The organism is Heyndrickxia sp. MSNUG (assembly GCF_049532715.1).
In the GTDB taxonomy this organism is placed as follows: Bacteria; Bacillota; Bacilli; order Bacillales; family Cytobacillaceae; genus Mesobacillus.
This window is the reverse complement of sequence record NZ_CP150978.1, coordinates 2,012,176-2,027,536: the sequence shown is the minus strand read 5'-3', so window position 1 is coordinate 2,027,536 and position 15,361 is coordinate 2,012,176. Positions and strand designations below refer to the sequence as shown.

Annotated in this window: 21 protein-coding genes, 1 tRNA gene and 1 pseudogene; 6 read left to right on the top strand and 17 right to left on the bottom strand. The window is 42.1% G+C overall.

Translation table 11 applies throughout. The features are described 5' to 3' along the window. Positions 1-48: 48 nt before the first annotated feature. From AABM38_RS10075 to AABM38_RS10060, 4 genes are all read right to left on the bottom strand, one after another. Positions 49-1,488, bottom strand: coding sequence for a TOTE conflict system archaeo-eukaryotic primase domain-containing protein (locus AABM38_RS10075; protein ID WP_423410242.1), 1,440 nt, complete (start codon positions 1,486-1,488; stop codon positions 49-51). A 659-nt stretch (positions 1,489-2,147) separates the two neighbouring features. After that, a complete protein-coding gene (locus AABM38_RS10070; protein ID WP_423410241.1) occupies positions 2,148-2,531 on the bottom strand; it encodes a hypothetical protein in 384 nt (127 codons plus the stop codon). 103 nt (positions 2,532-2,634) lie between these two features. Beyond that, positions 2,635-2,883, bottom strand: a complete 249-nt coding sequence (locus tag AABM38_RS10065) for a hypothetical protein (RefSeq protein WP_423410240.1) — start codon at positions 2,881-2,883, stop codon at positions 2,635-2,637. Between the two features lie 66 nt (positions 2,884-2,949). Continuing rightward, on the bottom strand, positions 2,950-3,243 hold the full coding sequence (locus tag AABM38_RS10060) for a hypothetical protein (RefSeq protein WP_423410239.1): 294 nt from the start codon (positions 3,241-3,243) through the stop codon (positions 2,950-2,952). A 281-nt stretch (positions 3,244-3,524) separates the two neighbouring features. Here AABM38_RS10060 and AABM38_RS10055 point away from each other — a divergent pair, with 281 nt between their 5' ends. Then, on the top strand, positions 3,525-3,737 hold the full coding sequence (locus AABM38_RS10055) for a helix-turn-helix domain-containing protein (RefSeq protein ID WP_423410238.1): 213 nt from the start codon (positions 3,525-3,527) through the stop codon (positions 3,735-3,737). 23 nt (positions 3,738-3,760) lie between these two features. Here AABM38_RS10055 and AABM38_RS10050 read toward each other — a convergent pair whose 3' ends face one another. Genes AABM38_RS10050 through AABM38_RS10040 form a run of 3 tightly spaced genes read right to left on the bottom strand, consistent with a single transcriptional unit; the run spans position 3,761 to position 5,726 of the window. Next, on the bottom strand, positions 3,761-4,396 hold the full coding sequence (locus AABM38_RS10050; protein ID WP_423410237.1) for a hypothetical protein: 636 nt from the start codon (positions 4,394-4,396) through the stop codon (positions 3,761-3,763). Beyond that, entirely contained in the window at positions 4,390-5,538 is a 1,149-nt protein-coding gene (locus AABM38_RS10045; RefSeq protein WP_423410236.1) for an FtsK/SpoIIIE domain-containing protein, read from the bottom strand. The genes AABM38_RS10050 and AABM38_RS10045 overlap by 7 nt, the downstream gene beginning before the upstream one ends. Next, positions 5,535-5,726: a hypothetical protein gene (locus tag AABM38_RS10040; protein WP_423410235.1), complete on the bottom strand. Its 192-nt coding sequence runs from the start codon at positions 5,724-5,726 to the stop codon at positions 5,535-5,537. Before AABM38_RS10040 ends, AABM38_RS10045 begins: the two co-directional genes overlap by 4 nt. Before the next feature lie 445 nt (positions 5,727-6,171). Here AABM38_RS10040 and AABM38_RS10035 point away from each other — a divergent pair, with 445 nt between their 5' ends. From AABM38_RS10035 to AABM38_RS10020, 4 genes are all read left to right on the top strand, one after another. Then, the gene (locus AABM38_RS10035) at positions 6,172-6,411 is read left to right on the top strand and encodes a helix-turn-helix transcriptional regulator (protein ID WP_423410234.1); all 240 of its coding nucleotides are present in this window, start codon (positions 6,172-6,174) and stop codon (positions 6,409-6,411) included. A gap of 61 nt (positions 6,412-6,472) precedes the next feature. Beyond that, positions 6,473-7,069, top strand: coding sequence for a restriction endonuclease (locus tag AABM38_RS10030; RefSeq protein ID WP_423410233.1), 597 nt, complete (start codon positions 6,473-6,475; stop codon positions 7,067-7,069). Next, complete coding sequence (locus tag AABM38_RS10025) at positions 7,069-7,206, top strand: hypothetical protein (protein WP_423410232.1); 138 nt, start codon at positions 7,069-7,071, stop codon at positions 7,204-7,206. The genes AABM38_RS10030 and AABM38_RS10025 overlap by 1 nt, the downstream gene beginning before the upstream one ends. Continuing rightward, a complete protein-coding gene (locus AABM38_RS10020; protein WP_423410231.1) occupies positions 7,199-7,612 on the top strand; it encodes an endonuclease domain-containing protein in 414 nt (137 codons plus the stop codon). The genes AABM38_RS10025 and AABM38_RS10020 overlap by 8 nt, the downstream gene beginning before the upstream one ends. Positions 7,613-8,068: 456 nt before the next feature. Here AABM38_RS10020 and AABM38_RS10015 read toward each other — a convergent pair whose 3' ends face one another. The 6 genes and pseudogenes from AABM38_RS10015 to AABM38_RS09990 all read right to left on the bottom strand — a co-directional run bounded on the left by AABM38_RS10015 (position 8,069) and on the right by AABM38_RS09990 (position 11,495). Beyond that, the gene (locus AABM38_RS10015) at positions 8,069-8,257 is read right to left on the bottom strand and encodes a hypothetical protein (RefSeq protein ID WP_423410230.1); all 189 of its coding nucleotides are present in this window, start codon (positions 8,255-8,257) and stop codon (positions 8,069-8,071) included. Positions 8,258-8,277: 20 nt separating this feature from the next. Continuing rightward, positions 8,278-8,439, bottom strand: coding sequence for a hypothetical protein (locus AABM38_RS10010; RefSeq protein ID WP_423410229.1), 162 nt, complete (start codon positions 8,437-8,439; stop codon positions 8,278-8,280). Positions 8,440-8,573: 134 nt separating this feature from the next. Then, positions 8,574-8,783 carry a hypothetical protein gene (locus AABM38_RS10005; protein WP_423410228.1) on the bottom strand — a complete coding sequence of 70 codons (210 nt, stop codon included), beginning with the start codon at positions 8,781-8,783 and terminating at the stop codon, positions 8,574-8,576. A gap of 198 nt (positions 8,784-8,981) precedes the next feature. Next, positions 8,982-9,546, bottom strand: a pseudogene (locus AABM38_RS10000) (recombinase family protein). Between the two features lie 701 nt (positions 9,547-10,247). Further along, positions 10,248-11,204, bottom strand: coding sequence for a tyrosine-type recombinase/integrase (locus AABM38_RS09995; RefSeq protein WP_423410227.1), 957 nt, complete (start codon positions 11,202-11,204; stop codon positions 10,248-10,250). A 194-nt stretch (positions 11,205-11,398) separates the two neighbouring features. Then, positions 11,399-11,495 (bottom strand) — tRNA-Sec (locus tag AABM38_RS09990). A 138-nt stretch (positions 11,496-11,633) separates the two neighbouring features. On the opposite strand from AABM38_RS09990, the gene AABM38_RS09985 reads away from it, so the two are divergent. Then, positions 11,634-12,065 carry a DUF2621 domain-containing protein gene (locus tag AABM38_RS09985; protein ID WP_423410226.1) on the top strand — a complete coding sequence of 144 codons (432 nt, stop codon included), beginning with the start codon at positions 11,634-11,636 and terminating at the stop codon, positions 12,063-12,065. Positions 12,066-12,134: 69 nt separating this feature from the next. On the opposite strand, the gene AABM38_RS09980 is transcribed toward AABM38_RS09985, so the two are convergent. From AABM38_RS09980 to AABM38_RS09965, 4 genes are all read right to left on the bottom strand, one after another. Next, positions 12,135-12,659 (bottom strand): YhcN/YlaJ family sporulation lipoprotein, encoded by a 525-nt coding sequence (locus tag AABM38_RS09980; RefSeq protein WP_423410225.1) that lies wholly within the window; start codon positions 12,657-12,659, stop codon positions 12,135-12,137. A 137-nt stretch (positions 12,660-12,796) separates the two neighbouring features. Next, positions 12,797-13,312 carry a hypothetical protein gene (locus tag AABM38_RS09975; protein ID WP_423410224.1) on the bottom strand — a complete coding sequence of 172 codons (516 nt, stop codon included), beginning with the start codon at positions 13,310-13,312 and terminating at the stop codon, positions 12,797-12,799. Between the two features lie 169 nt (positions 13,313-13,481). After that, positions 13,482-13,709, bottom strand: a complete 228-nt coding sequence (locus AABM38_RS09970; protein WP_335378906.1) for a hypothetical protein — start codon at positions 13,707-13,709, stop codon at positions 13,482-13,484. 366 nt (positions 13,710-14,075) lie between these two features. Then, on the bottom strand, positions 14,076-15,347 hold the full coding sequence (locus tag AABM38_RS09965) for a S41 family peptidase (RefSeq protein WP_423410223.1): 1,272 nt from the start codon (positions 15,345-15,347) through the stop codon (positions 14,076-14,078). Between the last annotated feature and the right edge of the window lie 14 nt (positions 15,348-15,361).

Here is a 15,361-nt window from a genome sequence, read left to right as displayed (position 1 = left end):
GTTTTGTACAAAAACGGTACGAATAACTTATATATTTATATAGGAGTATTAAACAGCGCCTTTATCCCGCCATTTACTGTCGTATTCACGCCGCTTAACGTATCTACGAATCTCCTTTGCATCGCAAAGCATTAGCGCCACATCTACAACGGACTGCTCATTTGAAACTTCTACATACGGCTCACCTTCGGAGATTTCCGGAAGTAGCAATCGATATTTATTAGGCTTGCAACGCACCTGGCCGGTTTCGCGACTTTGCGCCTTATCGATTTCACCTTTGCGCCGATACTCAACGAACCCGTCTTTAACGAGGTCTTTTATCGCTTTTTGCACGGTGTCGCGCGATGTTGTGCCGATCATTTTCATCGCTGTCGTGGTCGTAAGGTAGAACGTCGAGCCATATCGTTTACTCGTTACCAGCATGGAGTAAAGCATTTGCTTACGTTTGAAAGCACCGCAGGATAAGACCGCTAGAATTTCCGATTTATAGATTCGGACTGGCTTGTCGGCGTTGCCCAGTTTTATGTCCTTTTCGTAAGCATAGGCGACGAGTCTTTCTGCTTCCTTTAACCAATATTCCGGCTTGCTGTCGGCGCTGAAATACTCGCGTGGAGTTGCCGTCAAAATGTCCATTATCGCTTCAACCGCGTCTACCTGTTCAAATCCTTGCGAATTATAAAAGCACGCAAGCGCAAACGTCACAGAATGGCGCGTATTGCTTTCGGTCAGTCGGCCGGCTTCAAGTATTCGGCGAGCTTTTTGCAATGCCGCAGATTGGTCGACGACGTTTGCCATAATGTTCGTTTCAGTCGCTATCGCCTCAAACTCGCTCGCCTGTTCCTCCGTCAATCCGAAGTCTGCGTCAGTTATGATCGAGGCATCCATCGGCTGTACATCGAGCAAGTAGCCGAAAGACTTAATCGGTGCCAGCGTTTCATTATCAACGAACCAGCAGCGATTGCCCGTGCGCTGATGAATCCCGAGCGGTAACTTAACACCTTGCGTCCAACTTGGCCGGAATTCGATTTGCCCATCAGGTAAGGCGCCAACTGTCGCGATAACTTGTTCGAAAAAGGCGCGTATCTCACGGACTGGCACCGGCTTATCGAAGAACAAATCGATATGATACCCTTTACTGCCGCTAAGACTAACGTGAATGTCCTGGTGGTTTATACGAAACTCTCGGACTAGCACGTCGATTAGTTTTAGTGCAGCCCAGCGGGCATTGCCAGCGTCATTAAAGTCGACGTCGAACGTTATGAACTTATTGAAATAGCCTCCGTTGAAAATTCCGTAAGTCAGCTTGCCGTCAAGATGCGTAACGAGCATGCTGTCGTTTAAGGCGACCGCCCTGCCGCCGTGTTTCTTGTTTACCGTTACGTAGCGGTCAGGAAATTGAACGAGGTACTTGCTGCGCGTCTGAATGTACAGATCGTTAAATTTTGCGTAAAGCAATTTCCGGCTGTTCGCGTTTGGCTGTTTTGGCATCGAATTATCACTTCCTTTCAAATTTCGCTAATTCAGCGTCCAACTCTGACGTATTCAAAAATACAAAAACTAATTTGCCTGGGTAGCGTCGGCTAGGCTCAATGTCGACTAATTTAAAATCCTTTGTGACCAGTTCCTTCGCAACCTTAATACTCAAAACGCATTTATACTTTTCCTCCAACTTTGACCCCTCCGATTTTTTATTTGAACGCGGACAATGCCGCGGAGATACCAACACATAATAATAACGGCCTGACTGCAAAACAGCGCAGAAAAATTGACCTTATATAAAAACATAGGAATAACTAAGTCAATCTGCGCATCACCATTCAACCGATGATACATACCTAGCCAGTGTTTTCGGACATTCTTGGCGAAAAAAATATTTTTGTCCTTACCCGTATGTCGATGCTAATCGCTATCTCGGACACCCTTTCAATACGTATGTCCCGCTAACTATCTAATCGGCGCACTTTTTCACAAAAAAAAATAACGCCAACCTATTTTCGGTTGACGTTTTGTTGCTGTTCCTTTGTTATACGCTCAATTTCTTTTTCAATTATCGGATAGACTTTATCCCATTGCTCTTTTGACGGCTTTATTTCTTTGATATTCATCCGCGTCACCTCCGCCTTTATTATGCACGGAGCGGCTATCGTTTAATATTCGATTCCAAATTCCTCGAATATATCACTGAGGTTCACTTTTTCCTTCAACGCTAACTCGCGATTAAATGATTTCCGAACTGCTCGGCGGTAGTGATCGTCTACTTCGTCGATACCATTACGGAATACATCATATACCGGATACAGCCTTGCAAGCTCATCCTTTATTAAACGGCGTTTATGTAGCGCCTCTTTTAACTTCCTGGCGTATGCGTCGCCTTCACTCATATTGAAACCTTCACTTCGCTCGATTTGATGATAGATGTCACTAATATGGCGGTCAACTGCCGACTGCGCCTTGTTTAATTTTTCATGTGATTGGCGGACTTCCTTACATAAAGCCTCTAATTTATCGAAACAGATTTCTGATAAGTTCATTTTCGTTTCCCCTCTTCGTTTAAAGTAACTCGACGTTGCCTACCGGTTGCCGCCGCCGTCGAGGGAAATAAAGCGTTCGCACGTTGCCGCGTGCGCTGCCGGTTTATTCGACCGATGACATAATTAGCGATACTACATATTCCGGATTGTCTTCGCTAAAATCGTCCCCGTCATTATCTAAATCGATTTGAACAACGTTAGGCTGGCCCGTCGGTTTGCAGTTATGAATCGAAACCATGCCGTTATTATCAGCGACTAAGACGCGACCTTCTGCCGGGAAGTAAACGCCGATTTCATTTTCGTTAGCACTGAACATTCCTTCGTAAACATATTGAACCGTAACTTTAATCATGTTATAATTCTCCTTATCGATATAATTTTTTGAGGCTCGGTCGGAACTGCCATTCCACCGGGCTTTTTATTTGGCAAAATGACGCACCAGTTCGACAAAAGAACATTTCGCAAGAAACTCGAAATCAACATCGTCATAGCGTCCGAAAAAGTTAATGTAGAATCTTTTGCATGTAGAGCGGTCTATCGTAAGTGTTTCGCATGGCTTGATTGTTTCTTCTATGATGTAAATTAAAGCTTCGTTTTCATCGTACTTATTATCGAGCACCATACCCTCGGATAATAATATCGCCGTATCTTCCAGAGTGCCGAAATCAGGATCGCCACTTGCTACATAAATCACTTTGATTTTCTGAACCATTTCATTACCTCCTTAAATATTTTGCAAAAAATCCTGTACTTCAGCTTTTACATGCTTTGGTGCTATCGCAAAAATACCCATGATAACTAGACCGATATATACCGTAATGCTCGCGGCCACTAAGTAACCCATCGCTTCACCACCTTTCCGTTATTTCGTAATTTTATGCCTGTCTTTATAATAATTCCGTTATTTCGTAATGTCAACTACAAAATTCCGTAATTGCGAAATTTTTCCGCTTATATTATAATGGGCTTATAAACTATGGGGTGTGAGTGAGGATGAAACGAATTTTAATCACATTAGATAAGGTTCTTGCGGAGAAAAATAAAACGCAGAAAGAACTAGCTGAAATAACCGGAATCAGGCCAGCAGCTATCAGCGAGTTATACAATAATCAACGAAAATCAATTAATAAAGAACACCTCGAGAAAATTGCCGATGCTTTAGGAATAGAAGACATTCGCGAGCTGATCGCCATAGAAACGAAATAAACCGCCTTTCGGCGGCTTTTTTATTATCCGATTTTAATTTTGACGCCTTTACTTTCCACCTGTTTGACCGGTTGCTGCTGCTTTAGCGATTGAACAAATTCCGTAAATGAATTCGCTTGGAATATGCGAAAAGAATAATCACCATCAATCGTATACCGATGATTGCCGAGAATTAATACATGAGGGAAAGGCGACGCCATAATTCCGGAGTTATACAGGTCGACATAACGATCGAGTTTTTCGCGCATCTGCTTTTCGCTATATACTGTTCGCTGAACCTCTACGAAAAAACCTGTGCGTCGATACTGGCAATAAACATCTGGCTCGGCGACACCCTTCTTACCGTATTTCGGCTCAACCATAAACGTTCCTAGGTCGCCCAGCTTGCGGAGCTCTTTATATACGTCGAGGATAGCGAGGAAATGACCGACCTTTTGCGAAGTCTTCTTAATAGGTGTGTCGGCCGGAAAGTAAACGTAAGGCGTGTAAATATTCGAGCGTGTTACTTGGCCGTCGCGTAATAGCCGAAGTAAGACGTTATTTGCACTATGCACGGGTTTTTTTAAGCCAGCGAAATGTAATTCAGCAATGGAATCACGGTCTAAACATCGAAACCTTCGTAAGTCCTCTATTATCGCTTTATCTCTATTCGTTAACATCCGAATACATCCTCCTCGGTTAACTGTTTTGGCGCTTCTTCTTTTGGCGTTACGTCCTTCACTTTTCCTTTTGAAATCATAAACGGATTTAACAATCGCTTCGCCTCTTCCATTTCAAGGTAAGGCGCTTGAAGCTCGTAAAGTTTGTCGCTGTTCATTACAAACCGGCCAGGCGCTTCGATTAAATGAGCGTTAGGCGTATTAACGATTTTGGATTCGATGGCATCCCGCAATTTAAAACCCATGCTGACGGTCAGATTCGCGCGAATAGTCGTATCGAGCACCTTTGCATTCGGCCGCTGCATCGACAGAATAGCGAGCACACCAAGCGACCTGCCTATTGCTACGACTTCCGTTAAAATGTCCATAATCTCGGCATCATTCCGAAGCATTACGAATTCATCGATACACACTACGATATAAGGCACACGCTGGTCGGCCGGCAAGTCGTCGACGTGGCTGACTTCGAAAACTTCCGTTAATTTACTCCGCCGATCCATTTCCACGCTGACTTTACGCAACATAGAGCTGATGTCCCGGGCGCTACTATAAACCGCCTGGACGTGCTCGACCTTGCGGAAAATATGAAACTCTTGCCTCTTACAATCGCCGAGATAAAGCTCTATCTCGCTCGGCTTTTTCGTCATTATGAACGTTGTTAATATAGAGCGAAGCTGCGTTGACTTACCGCTGCCCGTTTCGCCAGCTATTAAAATATGTGGCTGCTTCAGAAGGTCAAAAGCGACATAACGCCCGTTCCTATCCTGACCACAAATAATTCCGAGCCTGTGACGGTCAATATGCGGTTTGATTGCTTCATAGTCGTAAGGTAAGTCGCTAGAAGGTGCGTGCTGATAGACGATTAATTCGAACGTCTTGATTTCGCCTTTAATTTCGATATTCTTGCCATAGAACTGTTGGAAAGCGAAGAAGTTTTTCGTTATAAGTTTCGGATCGAGGCCGTTAGGTAGCGAGAATACTAGTCGAGTACAGTTATCGGAAAGGATTACGTCGTGGATTTTCGGATAGATAAAGCGGTCGTGTTCGGTGCCTTCAATCGTGCGATAGATACCGGCAGTCTTAAACGTCCTAATTAGCTTACGGCGAGCGTTCAGTTTAGCCAATGTCATGCGCCAGTTCATAGGCCTAACCAATGAAGCAGCGGATTAGTTTCGATGAAATAGATACCGGCAGCAAACGCCGCAATCGGTATAGCAATGCGCAATATAGTACCGACCAAATGGTAGCCCGTATCTTCGAGCGTCTTGTCGACCGCAGCCAGGACGATTGTTGCCCCACCGGCCAGTAATAACGTTGGTGTAAATAACATGATGATTCCTCCTCGTTCAATTAACGTTCATTATTTTTAGGCATTTCCCCTATATACGCTTTTGAGTTAGCTCGGCTATACTAAAGATACAACGTTCTTATCTTCATAGAATTACCTCCGAATTAGTCATGCGATGCCAACCGCATGGCTTTTTTGGTTTCCTCCCCTCGCGCTCCCCTCCTTCCCCTTCCCGCTTCGCTCATTCTTAACAGATTTCTATATTCGCTTTATATTGCCGTTTCTACTTGTACGAGTGTGATTACGATAGAATGACGAAACACTTCCGAAAGTGTGCTAGCATTCGTTAAACTACACTGTCGCTTTCGTGTTAATAGCCTATGAGATGCTGCTTGTCAGAGTTACCAACTTTTTGCGAAACTTTCGTATAATTTTGGGAAAGATGGACGAGAATGATCCTAGACAAGTTTAATAGGAGGTTATCGACGTGTTATTTTCGTTCTTTAATTTCGGAGGCAAAAAGCGCAGCAAGCTCGGCAAGTTAATAGACCGGCATGGCTATACGCAAGAGGAATTACGCGAGGCATCTGGCGTTAGTAGAAATACGGTAAGTAAGGCGTGCAATGAATCGGACTATGTGCCTTCGCCTAGTGTTATGCGGAAGTTAATGAAAGCGATAAGAGAACTCGATCCAGGCGCAAAAGCGGACGATTATTTTGACATTTAACTCGTGGGTATAGCTTGCGAACCAAATGCTAAAAATGAAGATAAAAAGGAAGAATCTTCATATGCTAAAACTTATTCGCAAGATTGAAAAGAACTTCTCGAATTACTCTTTAGCCACGATTTTTATCTATTGCTGGTTTGCGGGTACCTTTAATTTCATTGAAGAAAATCCTAAAGAAATAGCAACAGGCATATTTATGCTTTTAATACCATTTTTTGTTTTGCTTACTTATAAGCCAGTACGCAAGAAACTGTTCGAAGTAATAAGGGTTTTTATTAAATCACTGAAATTCCGAAACGGAATACCAGTGGATATTGAGGAAATAGATAAGATGGACGGCTTTGAATTCGAACACTTTCTAAAGCCGATATTCGAGCGGCAAGGTTACGTCACTACTGTCACGCAAGGATCTAGCGATTATGGAGCTGACTTAATCCTTCGCAAAGGCCATAAAAAGTACGTAGTCCAGGCGAAGAGATACAGCAGTAACATTGGAGTCGGCGCAGTACAACAAGTCGTTGGTGCGATAAGATACTACCGAGCAAGTGGCGCTATCGTTGTTACAAATCAGTATTTCACGCCAGCTGCGATTGAGCTTGCGAAAGTAAACAAAGTTCGTTTAATCGACCGTGATAAATTAGCGGAGATGGTTCGGTAATGTTTAAATTCTCAGAAAAAGCATTGCAGGATTTTTATCACGCAATATTACCGGGGTTAATACGAATAGCAAAGGAAGAAAAAGCGAAGAAGAAGACCGCGGCGAAAAAGAATCGGAGCGACGGACGCGATGATTGAGTATATCATTTTCTTTTCAATGCTGGCTGCTGGTGTACTTATGTTCGTTTTCCGGCGCAAAGAGCCTCCGATGTTTGATACCGTTACAATGCAGCGTATGAAGTGCGAAAGTCCAATCGAGCGCCGGCTATTTGATGCGCTGGTTTTTCGAGGCTACACTGTGAGTACTCAAGTTCCCTGCGGTAAATACCGTATTGATTTGGCGCTTGTAGGGCCAAGGATAGCGATTGAATGCGATGGCAAAGCATACCACTCTTCGCCCGAACAAAAGGCACACGATCGCCGTAAGGATGCTTTTTTGCGCAAGAACGGCTGGAAGGTGCTACGTTTTAGCGGACGTCAGATAACACGTGGATTGCATTACGTTTTGGATAAGATTGAAAAGGAAGTCCGTGGGAATTCTTAAAAAGTTCACTGTGGATTTTTACATATATGTTGTGTATACTGAAAACAATAAAACCGCTAGTGGTCGCAACACTAACGGTTTAGTACATCGGTTCAACTATATTTCTTTTTCTTGGCTCGTTTCTTCTTTTTGGAGACGGGCCTTTTCTTTTTAACCAACTTGTCCCATAAAGATACACCAATCTGAACGATCCTAACCACCACAACTATTACGTCCCAATCCATTCTCGAGAAATCCCCCTATTATTATTCTAAATTCCAATACTATTAACCTCCTTTCTTGAATTACCCTTACGTTATCATAACGATACATAAAAAAACAATATATAGTGTATTTTTAATTTTCGACAACACTATATATGGTGTTCAGGTCAAATGAATTCCATTTTATCAATAATTGATGGGTAAAGGAAGCGTTTGGAGCGTTTTAGGATATTTTGAACGAAAAGGCCACGGATTAATCGCCGCGGCTTTTTGTTTTGTCGTTATAGCAGGCGTTGATGACTCGTTCGATTTCTTTTATAACTGGATTGTCAGCCGCTTGCTCGCGCAACATCCATTCGGCTCTTTCCTCGTCTGTTAAATGCGCTAATGGCGAATGAATAATAACACGTGTGCCGTCGAAGTTATATTCTTTCGTATTCATACGATCACCTCTACGCCTTTTTATCGTTTATAACAGTCTTTTATCGCTTTTCTGATTTCCGCTAACACAACGGTGCCTTTCTCCGTTTCTTCTTTAACCCAGCGCTCTTGCTCCGCATCTGACAAGGCCCATAATGGCGAATGTACAATAACCGTGCTGTTTCCGGTTTTGTATTCTTTCATACGTCTCACCTCACGCTAATTCTTTCCGGAATTGTCAACTTTGAACCCTTAAGAATTAAATTTATTATCGGAAAATTTTTTCCGATTCAGTTGTCATAAAAAAAACTCCGGCATGGTTACCGGAGAAACAAACACTATCTAGGTTGCTTTACTATGAATCCTTCTTTTTTAAGGAAATTGCTATTATCATAGAATGTTCCATCAATCCAAGATAACGGAACAGATACCTGCACTGCTAAGTCCGCATAATCCGAAGAAATAAATGCGTTAACTTGTCCACCATCTTTTAGAGTTTCAACATCTTGTTTTTCTAAGTACAAAGTCACATTTGGTTCGATACTCATTCCCAACTCTCCTTTTCCATTATTTGTGTTTATTATACTATAGAAAATACTGGAAAAGTAATTCTCTTAAGATTTTTCATTTTTGCCATGTGTTCCTGTTTACTCCGAGGAAAATAAAATCGTATTCGCAGTGTTTCATCACCAGAGAGCGGGTCAGAATCGCAGACGGCCCCCCCGGCATCGAAAAAAAAGCCGGCATTATTGCGCCGACCCCTCACGTTTCTTTAACGCCCTGTATATCGTTGGCTTACTAACGCCAGTCATATCAACGATCTCTGGCACGCTGTACTCATTGCTATCGTATAGCTTAAGCGCTCGCTCAACGTCCTTCTTCGGCGTGCTAGGGCGTCCACCTATGCGACCTCTTGCCCGTGCTGCCTTCAGTCCAGCCTGCGTTCGCTCGACGATTATATCCCGTTCTAGTTCTGCGATACTGGCCATCGTTCGAAAGAAGAAGCGACCGACAGGCGTAGTCGTATCAATACCGTCCACAATCGAAACGAAATCGATGCCTTCGCGTTCGAACCCTGCGGTCAATTCCAGCAGTTTAAACGTTGATCGCCCCAACCTATCTAGCTTATAGACAACGAGCGTATCGCCTTTTTCTGAGCGCATCCAGGCACCGTTGTAGCTCCGGCCGATCGTCACGTTTACCGCTTTGTTTCTCCGTGTATATCCGTTCGCAGCCAGCCGTCTTCAGCGCGTCGATTTGCATATCGAGGTTTTGATCCTGCGTACTTACGCGGGCATATCCGATTTTCATTTCGCATCAGCTCCGTTTCATATCGTTATAGTAATCGTATCATAAACGGTACTATTTAGCAACTATGAAACGATACTGTTTTTTGAGACGGTTTACTAGTGACATACCAACGGAATAGCATTACGCAACCTTACCGTTTCATAAATAATCGTTTTTGATACCGGAAAATTAGCGCCTTTTGACCGGTAATGTGCACGATTGGCAACCCTGGGAATCCGGAGGCACGCACGCGTCGGAGGCATGTGGCTGGTAAAAAGACTTTTTTAACCCTTGTAAATCCCTTCTATCGGCAGTTCTCGGCAAAAAAGTGTACAAAAGCGGTACGAATAACTTATATATTTATATAGGAGTAGTAAAAAAGGCTTTAAATCAGTAATAATAGCGTTAAATACGAAAAAGCCACCCGCAAAAGGTGGCCGTTGTTATCCTTGATATTTAAAAAATAAATCCTTGTCGCATCCCTTACAAATTATCATCAACTCTTCCGGCTTATCTCGGTCGCCTTTAATTAGAGTCGCTCCTGCCTTCGAAGAATCAATAATAAATGTATGGTATTGAGGCGAGTTAATGTTGTCTGGAATAACGTAATACCATTCGTTTATCCGACCGCACTCATCACACTCCAGCTTACCAATTATTTGGTTTCCCTTTCGCATATTATCACCTTCGCTTATTACTTCGCCTTAAATACCGTTAATCCTTTATTTAAAGACGTAATTAAGCGGCGAGTATGTGCTGTGCTGATTCTGAACGTCCATGTTCGTCATTTGCACGTATCGACGCACCATATTCATATGCGAATGGCCGAGTATGCGCTGCAAACTAAACGGATCACCACCGTTCATAATGTAGAATAAAGCGCCAGTATGCCGAAGTGTATGCGGACTGACTCGCTTATTCGTTATCTTTGCCACGGCGCCATATAGCCGCAAATTTTCGCGTACAGTCGCCTCGCTCATTGGTTCACCCTCATATGTTAAGAACACGTAATCACTTCCGAATTCCTCCGTTTCGGCTAGATATTCGCTAAGTAACTTCGCAGTCCTGGTCGATATAGGCACAACGCGGCCGACTCGCGTCTTGGTATCCGCAGCCTCTAAGCGAATCGACATCGTTTTAAAGTCGATATTCTGGCGCTTAATATCAACGAGCTCACATACGCGAATCAAAGTATCGAGGAGTACATACGTAATCACTTGCGTTCTGAATCCGGTATAGGTCGAATCATCAATCGCCCCTATCAGCCGGCGAAACTCTTCAGGCGTTAGCGATTCTACGACATCTATTGGCGCCTTAATTGGCTTGAAACGTTTATGTATCGGTTCATCTATCCATTGTTTATCCTCGTATGCATAGCGCAAGAATGAGCGCATTGTCCTCACGCGAATATTGATCGTAGCTGGCGCGTATGACATTTCGTCACTCATATACGTTATCCAGCTTGCGAATAGTTCGGAGGTCATTTCGCTGGCCGTCAATTCCCTTCCGATAAAATCAACGAAATACTGGTAATTCGTGTAATACTCGGCGACTGTCCTTTTCGCAAGCCCCTCGCCTTTCTTAATCAGCATAAACTCTTCGAACATTTCAGTCATAGATAACTCGTTAATGTTTGCGCTGGTATTGCGTTTATACTTGCGCGTTAATCCTTTTCGCATAAATAAAAAACCCCTTCCGAAAGAAAAATTCGTAAGAGGTCAAACGGTTTTAGCCGACTATACAAACGGTTTTATTCGCCAGTCTTACACGGTCTTTCTTTAGACCGGCCGAAAACCGTGTGGGAATCCGCCACTATCATCGCACACAATCACCGCACACAAATTGCGGAAACCTTTGCGAGAGTAAGACGTATTGGCGGGACCGCCTGGGAATCGAACCCAGCTAACCTGGCACGCAGGTCACAAGCGGTTTTGAAGACCGTGGAGGACACCAGTACCCCATTCAGCCCCGTTTTAAGAACAAGGTCTATTATACTTACAAGCTGCCTTTTTTACAAGAGAGTTACTCAATTTGTCACATGACTTGTCTTCCGCCCCGCGCCAATACTATAATATAGGGAGATATAAGAATTGTGTGGGTGAAGGTTAATGTATCAGCTTGAAGGTTGGTTTTTATGGTTTATTATGTTTTGGGTTCTTGTGTTAATTGGATTATTTGCGATAGGCGGATTTTTCATGTTCCGGAAGTTCTTGAAGAAGCTGCCGAAGAATGATGGAAAATCGGATATGGATTGGGAAGAGTATTATGTGAACGAAACGAGGCATTTATGGCCTGATGACCAGAAGGCATTGCTTGAGGATCTTGTCAGTCCCGTTCCTGAATTGTTCAGGGATGTGGCACGGCACAAAATTGCCGGTAAAATTGGTGAGCTGGCACTTAAGGAAAAAGCCGATATAATCAACCAGGAGTTAGTGATTCGCGGCTACATCCTTGCAACGCCAAAGCGGGATCATAAGTTTTTGCGCAAAAGGCTTGCCGAGAAACAAATTAGCACTGCTCCATATGAGACGTTATTCTAAAGAACGATATAGTTTTCGGAAAACGATTAATTTTTAAAGGGAACCTGAATCAGGTTCCCTTTTTAACGTTTATCGAGCTGTTGGAAAAACCCTTCGGACCATTTCGCTAAATTCATCAAACAGACCGCGAACTGGTTCCCCATTTTGGATTTTATCCCCATAATCTCTCATACGGTCAACGAAATCAGGATTGCTTGAAACATAGACGTTCTCGATACTACTATCCGTGGATTTTACTCGATCTGAGATTTTCTTCTCAAGATCTTTTCTCACATTCCCTGTTTCATCGTTGCTGAGAACCACCGCAACATAAGCTGCTCTGTCTGTCATAATGACATGTGCTGTTTTCACTTCATCCAGATCTTCAACTTTTGCTTTCGCTTCGTCACCAAATCGTAATTGATTATCATTTTGGTCCATATTATCATTTTGAATTCTTACACCATCATCGACCTTATCGATATCATGATTATAAGTTTGGATTTTTGCATCTTCCCGGTCACGAACATCCTCTCGTGCCCCATTGTTCATTGTGCAGCCTGCTGAGAAGGCAATTATTAATAAAACAAAAGACAAGGTTTTGATATACTTCATGATTTTTCCTCCTAAGGTTATAATTTATCAACCATAGGATTGCCAATTAGTGTTATTTCATGTAAAAATTTTTAAAAAGAAAAGCACAATGAGCGGTATTCATATGCTCCTTGTGCCTATCATTTTATTTATGAACATCATCCTTTTTTTCGTTTCCTGAACAACTTAAATACATCTTCATTTTTTGTAAGGATAATGACCTTGTCTTTATGTTTTTTCATTAGTTTTATCGCATGGACGAGATTATTCCCATCATAATTGTGGTTCCATTTTATTAAGTCAAACAAGGTTCGTAAATTTTCTTTTCTAGAAGATTTCTGCAGTTTGAACTTTCTAAATAAAAACCTCTTTACGATTCTCCAATCTCTTACATACACATTTGTTTTAAGCACGAGTATGTAATCTGCCTGATGAAAGCTATCCTCGAGCCAGCTATAATAGACGCCTTCAATAACCCATTTTTCCTGTGCTAAAATTTTGCCCAGCTTTTCCTGCCTGATAGCCGGAAGAGTTTGTGACCCAAAATATTCTGAATCATGATCCCAAAAGAGATGATCCAATTCATATTTAGGTACTTTTAATATTTTTGATATTTTATTTGCTATGTAGGTTTTCCCGCTGCCGGGACCGCCAATGATATGTATTTTCGTCAATGTTTCCACCCTGACCAATTAAAATAAATTAAAAGCCTACCACTCAAATTTTACCACAATATAACAGTACATTTATCGATGACAATGAATTTTCTGATAAAATGTTAAATTAAAGTTTAAAAAGGATAACTTAAACAAAGATACGAGTCCTAAAGTTCAGGACTCGTTTTCATTTTTCTGGGCGGGCTTTTTTCCTACCCAGTCTCTTCCCTGCTCTCAAAGCTTTTACTTCATACACCATGCCGACAAGCAGCATGATGAACCCAATCCCAACCAATATGTAAATACCTGCCTTTGGAAGGATTCGGATAAACCCCATGCCCTTCATGAACAAGGGCACAAGGATTAGGGAGAGCCCTGAGGCTTTCAAAAATACAGCAGTATGTCTCAATGCCAAACCTTCTCCTCCTGTCTCAAATGAGATGGTTTAGTCATTATATTAGTGAAAGCTTGTCATTATTCAATTCCATAAAAAAAGGCAACGGCCCCGCCTTCGCCATTTGCCTTGATAGCCACACTTGCTATCCTGCCTATTATTTATAATAAAAAACGAATATTAAGATCATTGCTTGATTTTGTTAATTCTTTTTGTGTTTTCTGAAAGAATGTTAAAGAATGTAGAAATGCGTGATCACCAATAAGAAATTAATGATAACTTTGTAAACCATCGTACACACTCCTTATTTAGTAAGAGTCAATTACATGGTCCGTTTACATCTCTACCTTAACAAATGATTGTTAAGCTAACTTAAAACAAAATCGTCTATTTTGTAAATTTTTTCTTTTCTAACAAATTTAAGGCTGCTTGCATATCAACATCGATCTCTATATGCTTCGGAGTCCACGGAATAAGGATATGAGGTTCAATCCCTTTTCCCGTCATGCCAAGTCCGTGATCGATCCTGGAAAGCCTGGAAGTTGGGTACCAAAGCTCAAACCCTTGCTCCCACCTTTTTACTGCCAAATTGGCATAGTCATTCAACCCCTTGGTTGGTCTTCCGATCACGGTTACTTTACTTGATTTCTTACAATGCTCGACAAACGAATCTCCAGCACTACCACAAAAAACATCGGTCATAACAATGACAGATTTCGGATAAGGGAAACCTTTTACAAATGTATCTGGAATAAACTCAGCAAAATCAAATTCCACAAAGCCATTCCCGCAGTTTTTCTCCCACTTCCGCTTCCATGCAGTCAAGAAAACTTGACTCTGTTCATCCTGCGTTTTTTTGATTTGTTCAGATAACCCAGCCAATTGTCTCTCTGCATTAGCTGCAGTACAATTAAATAACATTCGCTCCTCTTTGTCCGCAAGCTCAGCTCCCTCTTCGGGCATTAAGTATGGAAGTAAGCAGTAATAGCTGGCATCGCTTCCCCCATAATTCACTCTGACATCAATAATCCAATTATCAGTTGAATTGATTAATTCTTGATTTTCCTCCACCATTTTTCTGATGGCATCAGGATCACAAAAGTCTGTCATTGTCATCAGCAAAGTGGATTGTTCCAAATTTTTAACAGAGTAAACTGGCTTATACTCGCCTTTTTCATAATGCTGAAAATCAATCTTTAACACGTTGCCGGAGACATCCTCCACTTCACCAGATGAATATAAAGAGAGAATCGGGGTCCAATTTTCACGTTCGGCATGATTTTCATTTAACATTCTGTTATGGCGTTCCTTTAACTCTGGAATCGTAAATCCTCCCAGTGTCTTAAAAAACATCCCCTTTTTAAGCCTTTTCTCGGTCTTTATCTCTGTTATATAAAGCCTATCCTCATACCTTCTAACGCGAAATCCACGATCACCAGGATTCTCTTTAGCGGCTTTTAAATCATAAAAAAGAATATGCTGGTCATTAAAGTCCAATAAATACTCCTTGACGAGGTTGGTGAAGCTATCATTATTAAGCTCACTTGTTTTCTTCAATTTCTGTAAAAAATAGGCTGGGTCATCCCAGCCTTCTTTGTCCTTCCATCCGGCATAATCATGGTGCAGAATATGGACAATTTCTTTAAAAATATCTTCCATATTACTCCTCCTGA

What these genes read in the sequence shown, in the direction of transcription:
- AABM38_RS10075 (WP_423410242.1), bottom strand. Translation starts at nt 1,488, where the DNA reads ATGCCAAAACAGCCAAACGCGAACAGCCGGAAATTGCTTTACGCAAAA.
- AABM38_RS10070 (WP_423410241.1), bottom strand. Translation starts at nt 2,531, where the DNA reads ATGAACTTATCAGAAATCTGTTTCGATAAATTAGAGGCTTTATGTAAG.
- AABM38_RS10065 (WP_423410240.1), bottom strand. Translation starts at nt 2,883, where the DNA reads ATGATTAAAGTTACGGTTCAATATGTTTACGAAGGAATGTTCAGTGCT.
- AABM38_RS10060 (WP_423410239.1), bottom strand. Translation starts at nt 3,243, where the DNA reads ATGGTTCAGAAAATCAAAGTGATTTATGTAGCAAGTGGCGATCCTGAT.
- AABM38_RS10055 (WP_423410238.1), top strand. Translation starts at nt 3,525, where the DNA reads ATGAAACGAATTTTAATCACATTAGATAAGGTTCTTGCGGAGAAAAAT.
- AABM38_RS10050 (WP_423410237.1), bottom strand. Translation starts at nt 4,396, where the DNA reads ATGTTAACGAATAGAGATAAAGCGATAATAGAGGACTTACGAAGGTTT.
- AABM38_RS10045 (WP_423410236.1), bottom strand. Translation starts at nt 5,538, where the DNA reads ATGAACTGGCGCATGACATTGGCTAAACTGAACGCTCGCCGTAAGCTA.
- AABM38_RS10040 (WP_423410235.1), bottom strand. Translation starts at nt 5,726, where the DNA reads ATGTTATTTACACCAACGTTATTACTGGCCGGTGGGGCAACAATCGTC.
- AABM38_RS10030 (WP_423410233.1), top strand. Translation starts at nt 6,473, where the DNA reads ATGCTAAAACTTATTCGCAAGATTGAAAAGAACTTCTCGAATTACTCT.
- AABM38_RS10025 (WP_423410232.1), top strand. Translation starts at nt 7,069, where the DNA reads ATGTTTAAATTCTCAGAAAAAGCATTGCAGGATTTTTATCACGCAATA.
- AABM38_RS10020 (WP_423410231.1), top strand. Translation starts at nt 7,199, where the DNA reads ATGATTGAGTATATCATTTTCTTTTCAATGCTGGCTGCTGGTGTACTT.
- AABM38_RS10015 (WP_423410230.1), bottom strand. Translation starts at nt 8,257, where the DNA reads ATGAATACGAAAGAATATAACTTCGACGGCACACGTGTTATTATTCAT.
- AABM38_RS10010 (WP_423410229.1), bottom strand. Translation starts at nt 8,439, where the DNA reads ATGAAAGAATACAAAACCGGAAACAGCACGGTTATTGTACATTCGCCA.
- AABM38_RS10005 (WP_423410228.1), bottom strand. Translation starts at nt 8,783, where the DNA reads ATGAGTATCGAACCAAATGTGACTTTGTACTTAGAAAAACAAGATGTT.
- AABM38_RS09995 (WP_423410227.1), bottom strand. Translation starts at nt 11,204, where the DNA reads ATGCGAAAAGGATTAACGCGCAAGTATAAACGCAATACCAGCGCAAAC.
- AABM38_RS09985 (WP_423410226.1), top strand. Translation starts at nt 11,634, where the DNA reads ATGTATCAGCTTGAAGGTTGGTTTTTATGGTTTATTATGTTTTGGGTT.
- AABM38_RS09980 (WP_423410225.1), bottom strand. Translation starts at nt 12,659, where the DNA reads ATGAAGTATATCAAAACCTTGTCTTTTGTTTTATTAATAATTGCCTTC.
- AABM38_RS09965 (WP_423410223.1), bottom strand. Translation starts at nt 15,347, where the DNA reads ATGGAAGATATTTTTAAAGAAATTGTCCATATTCTGCACCATGATTAT.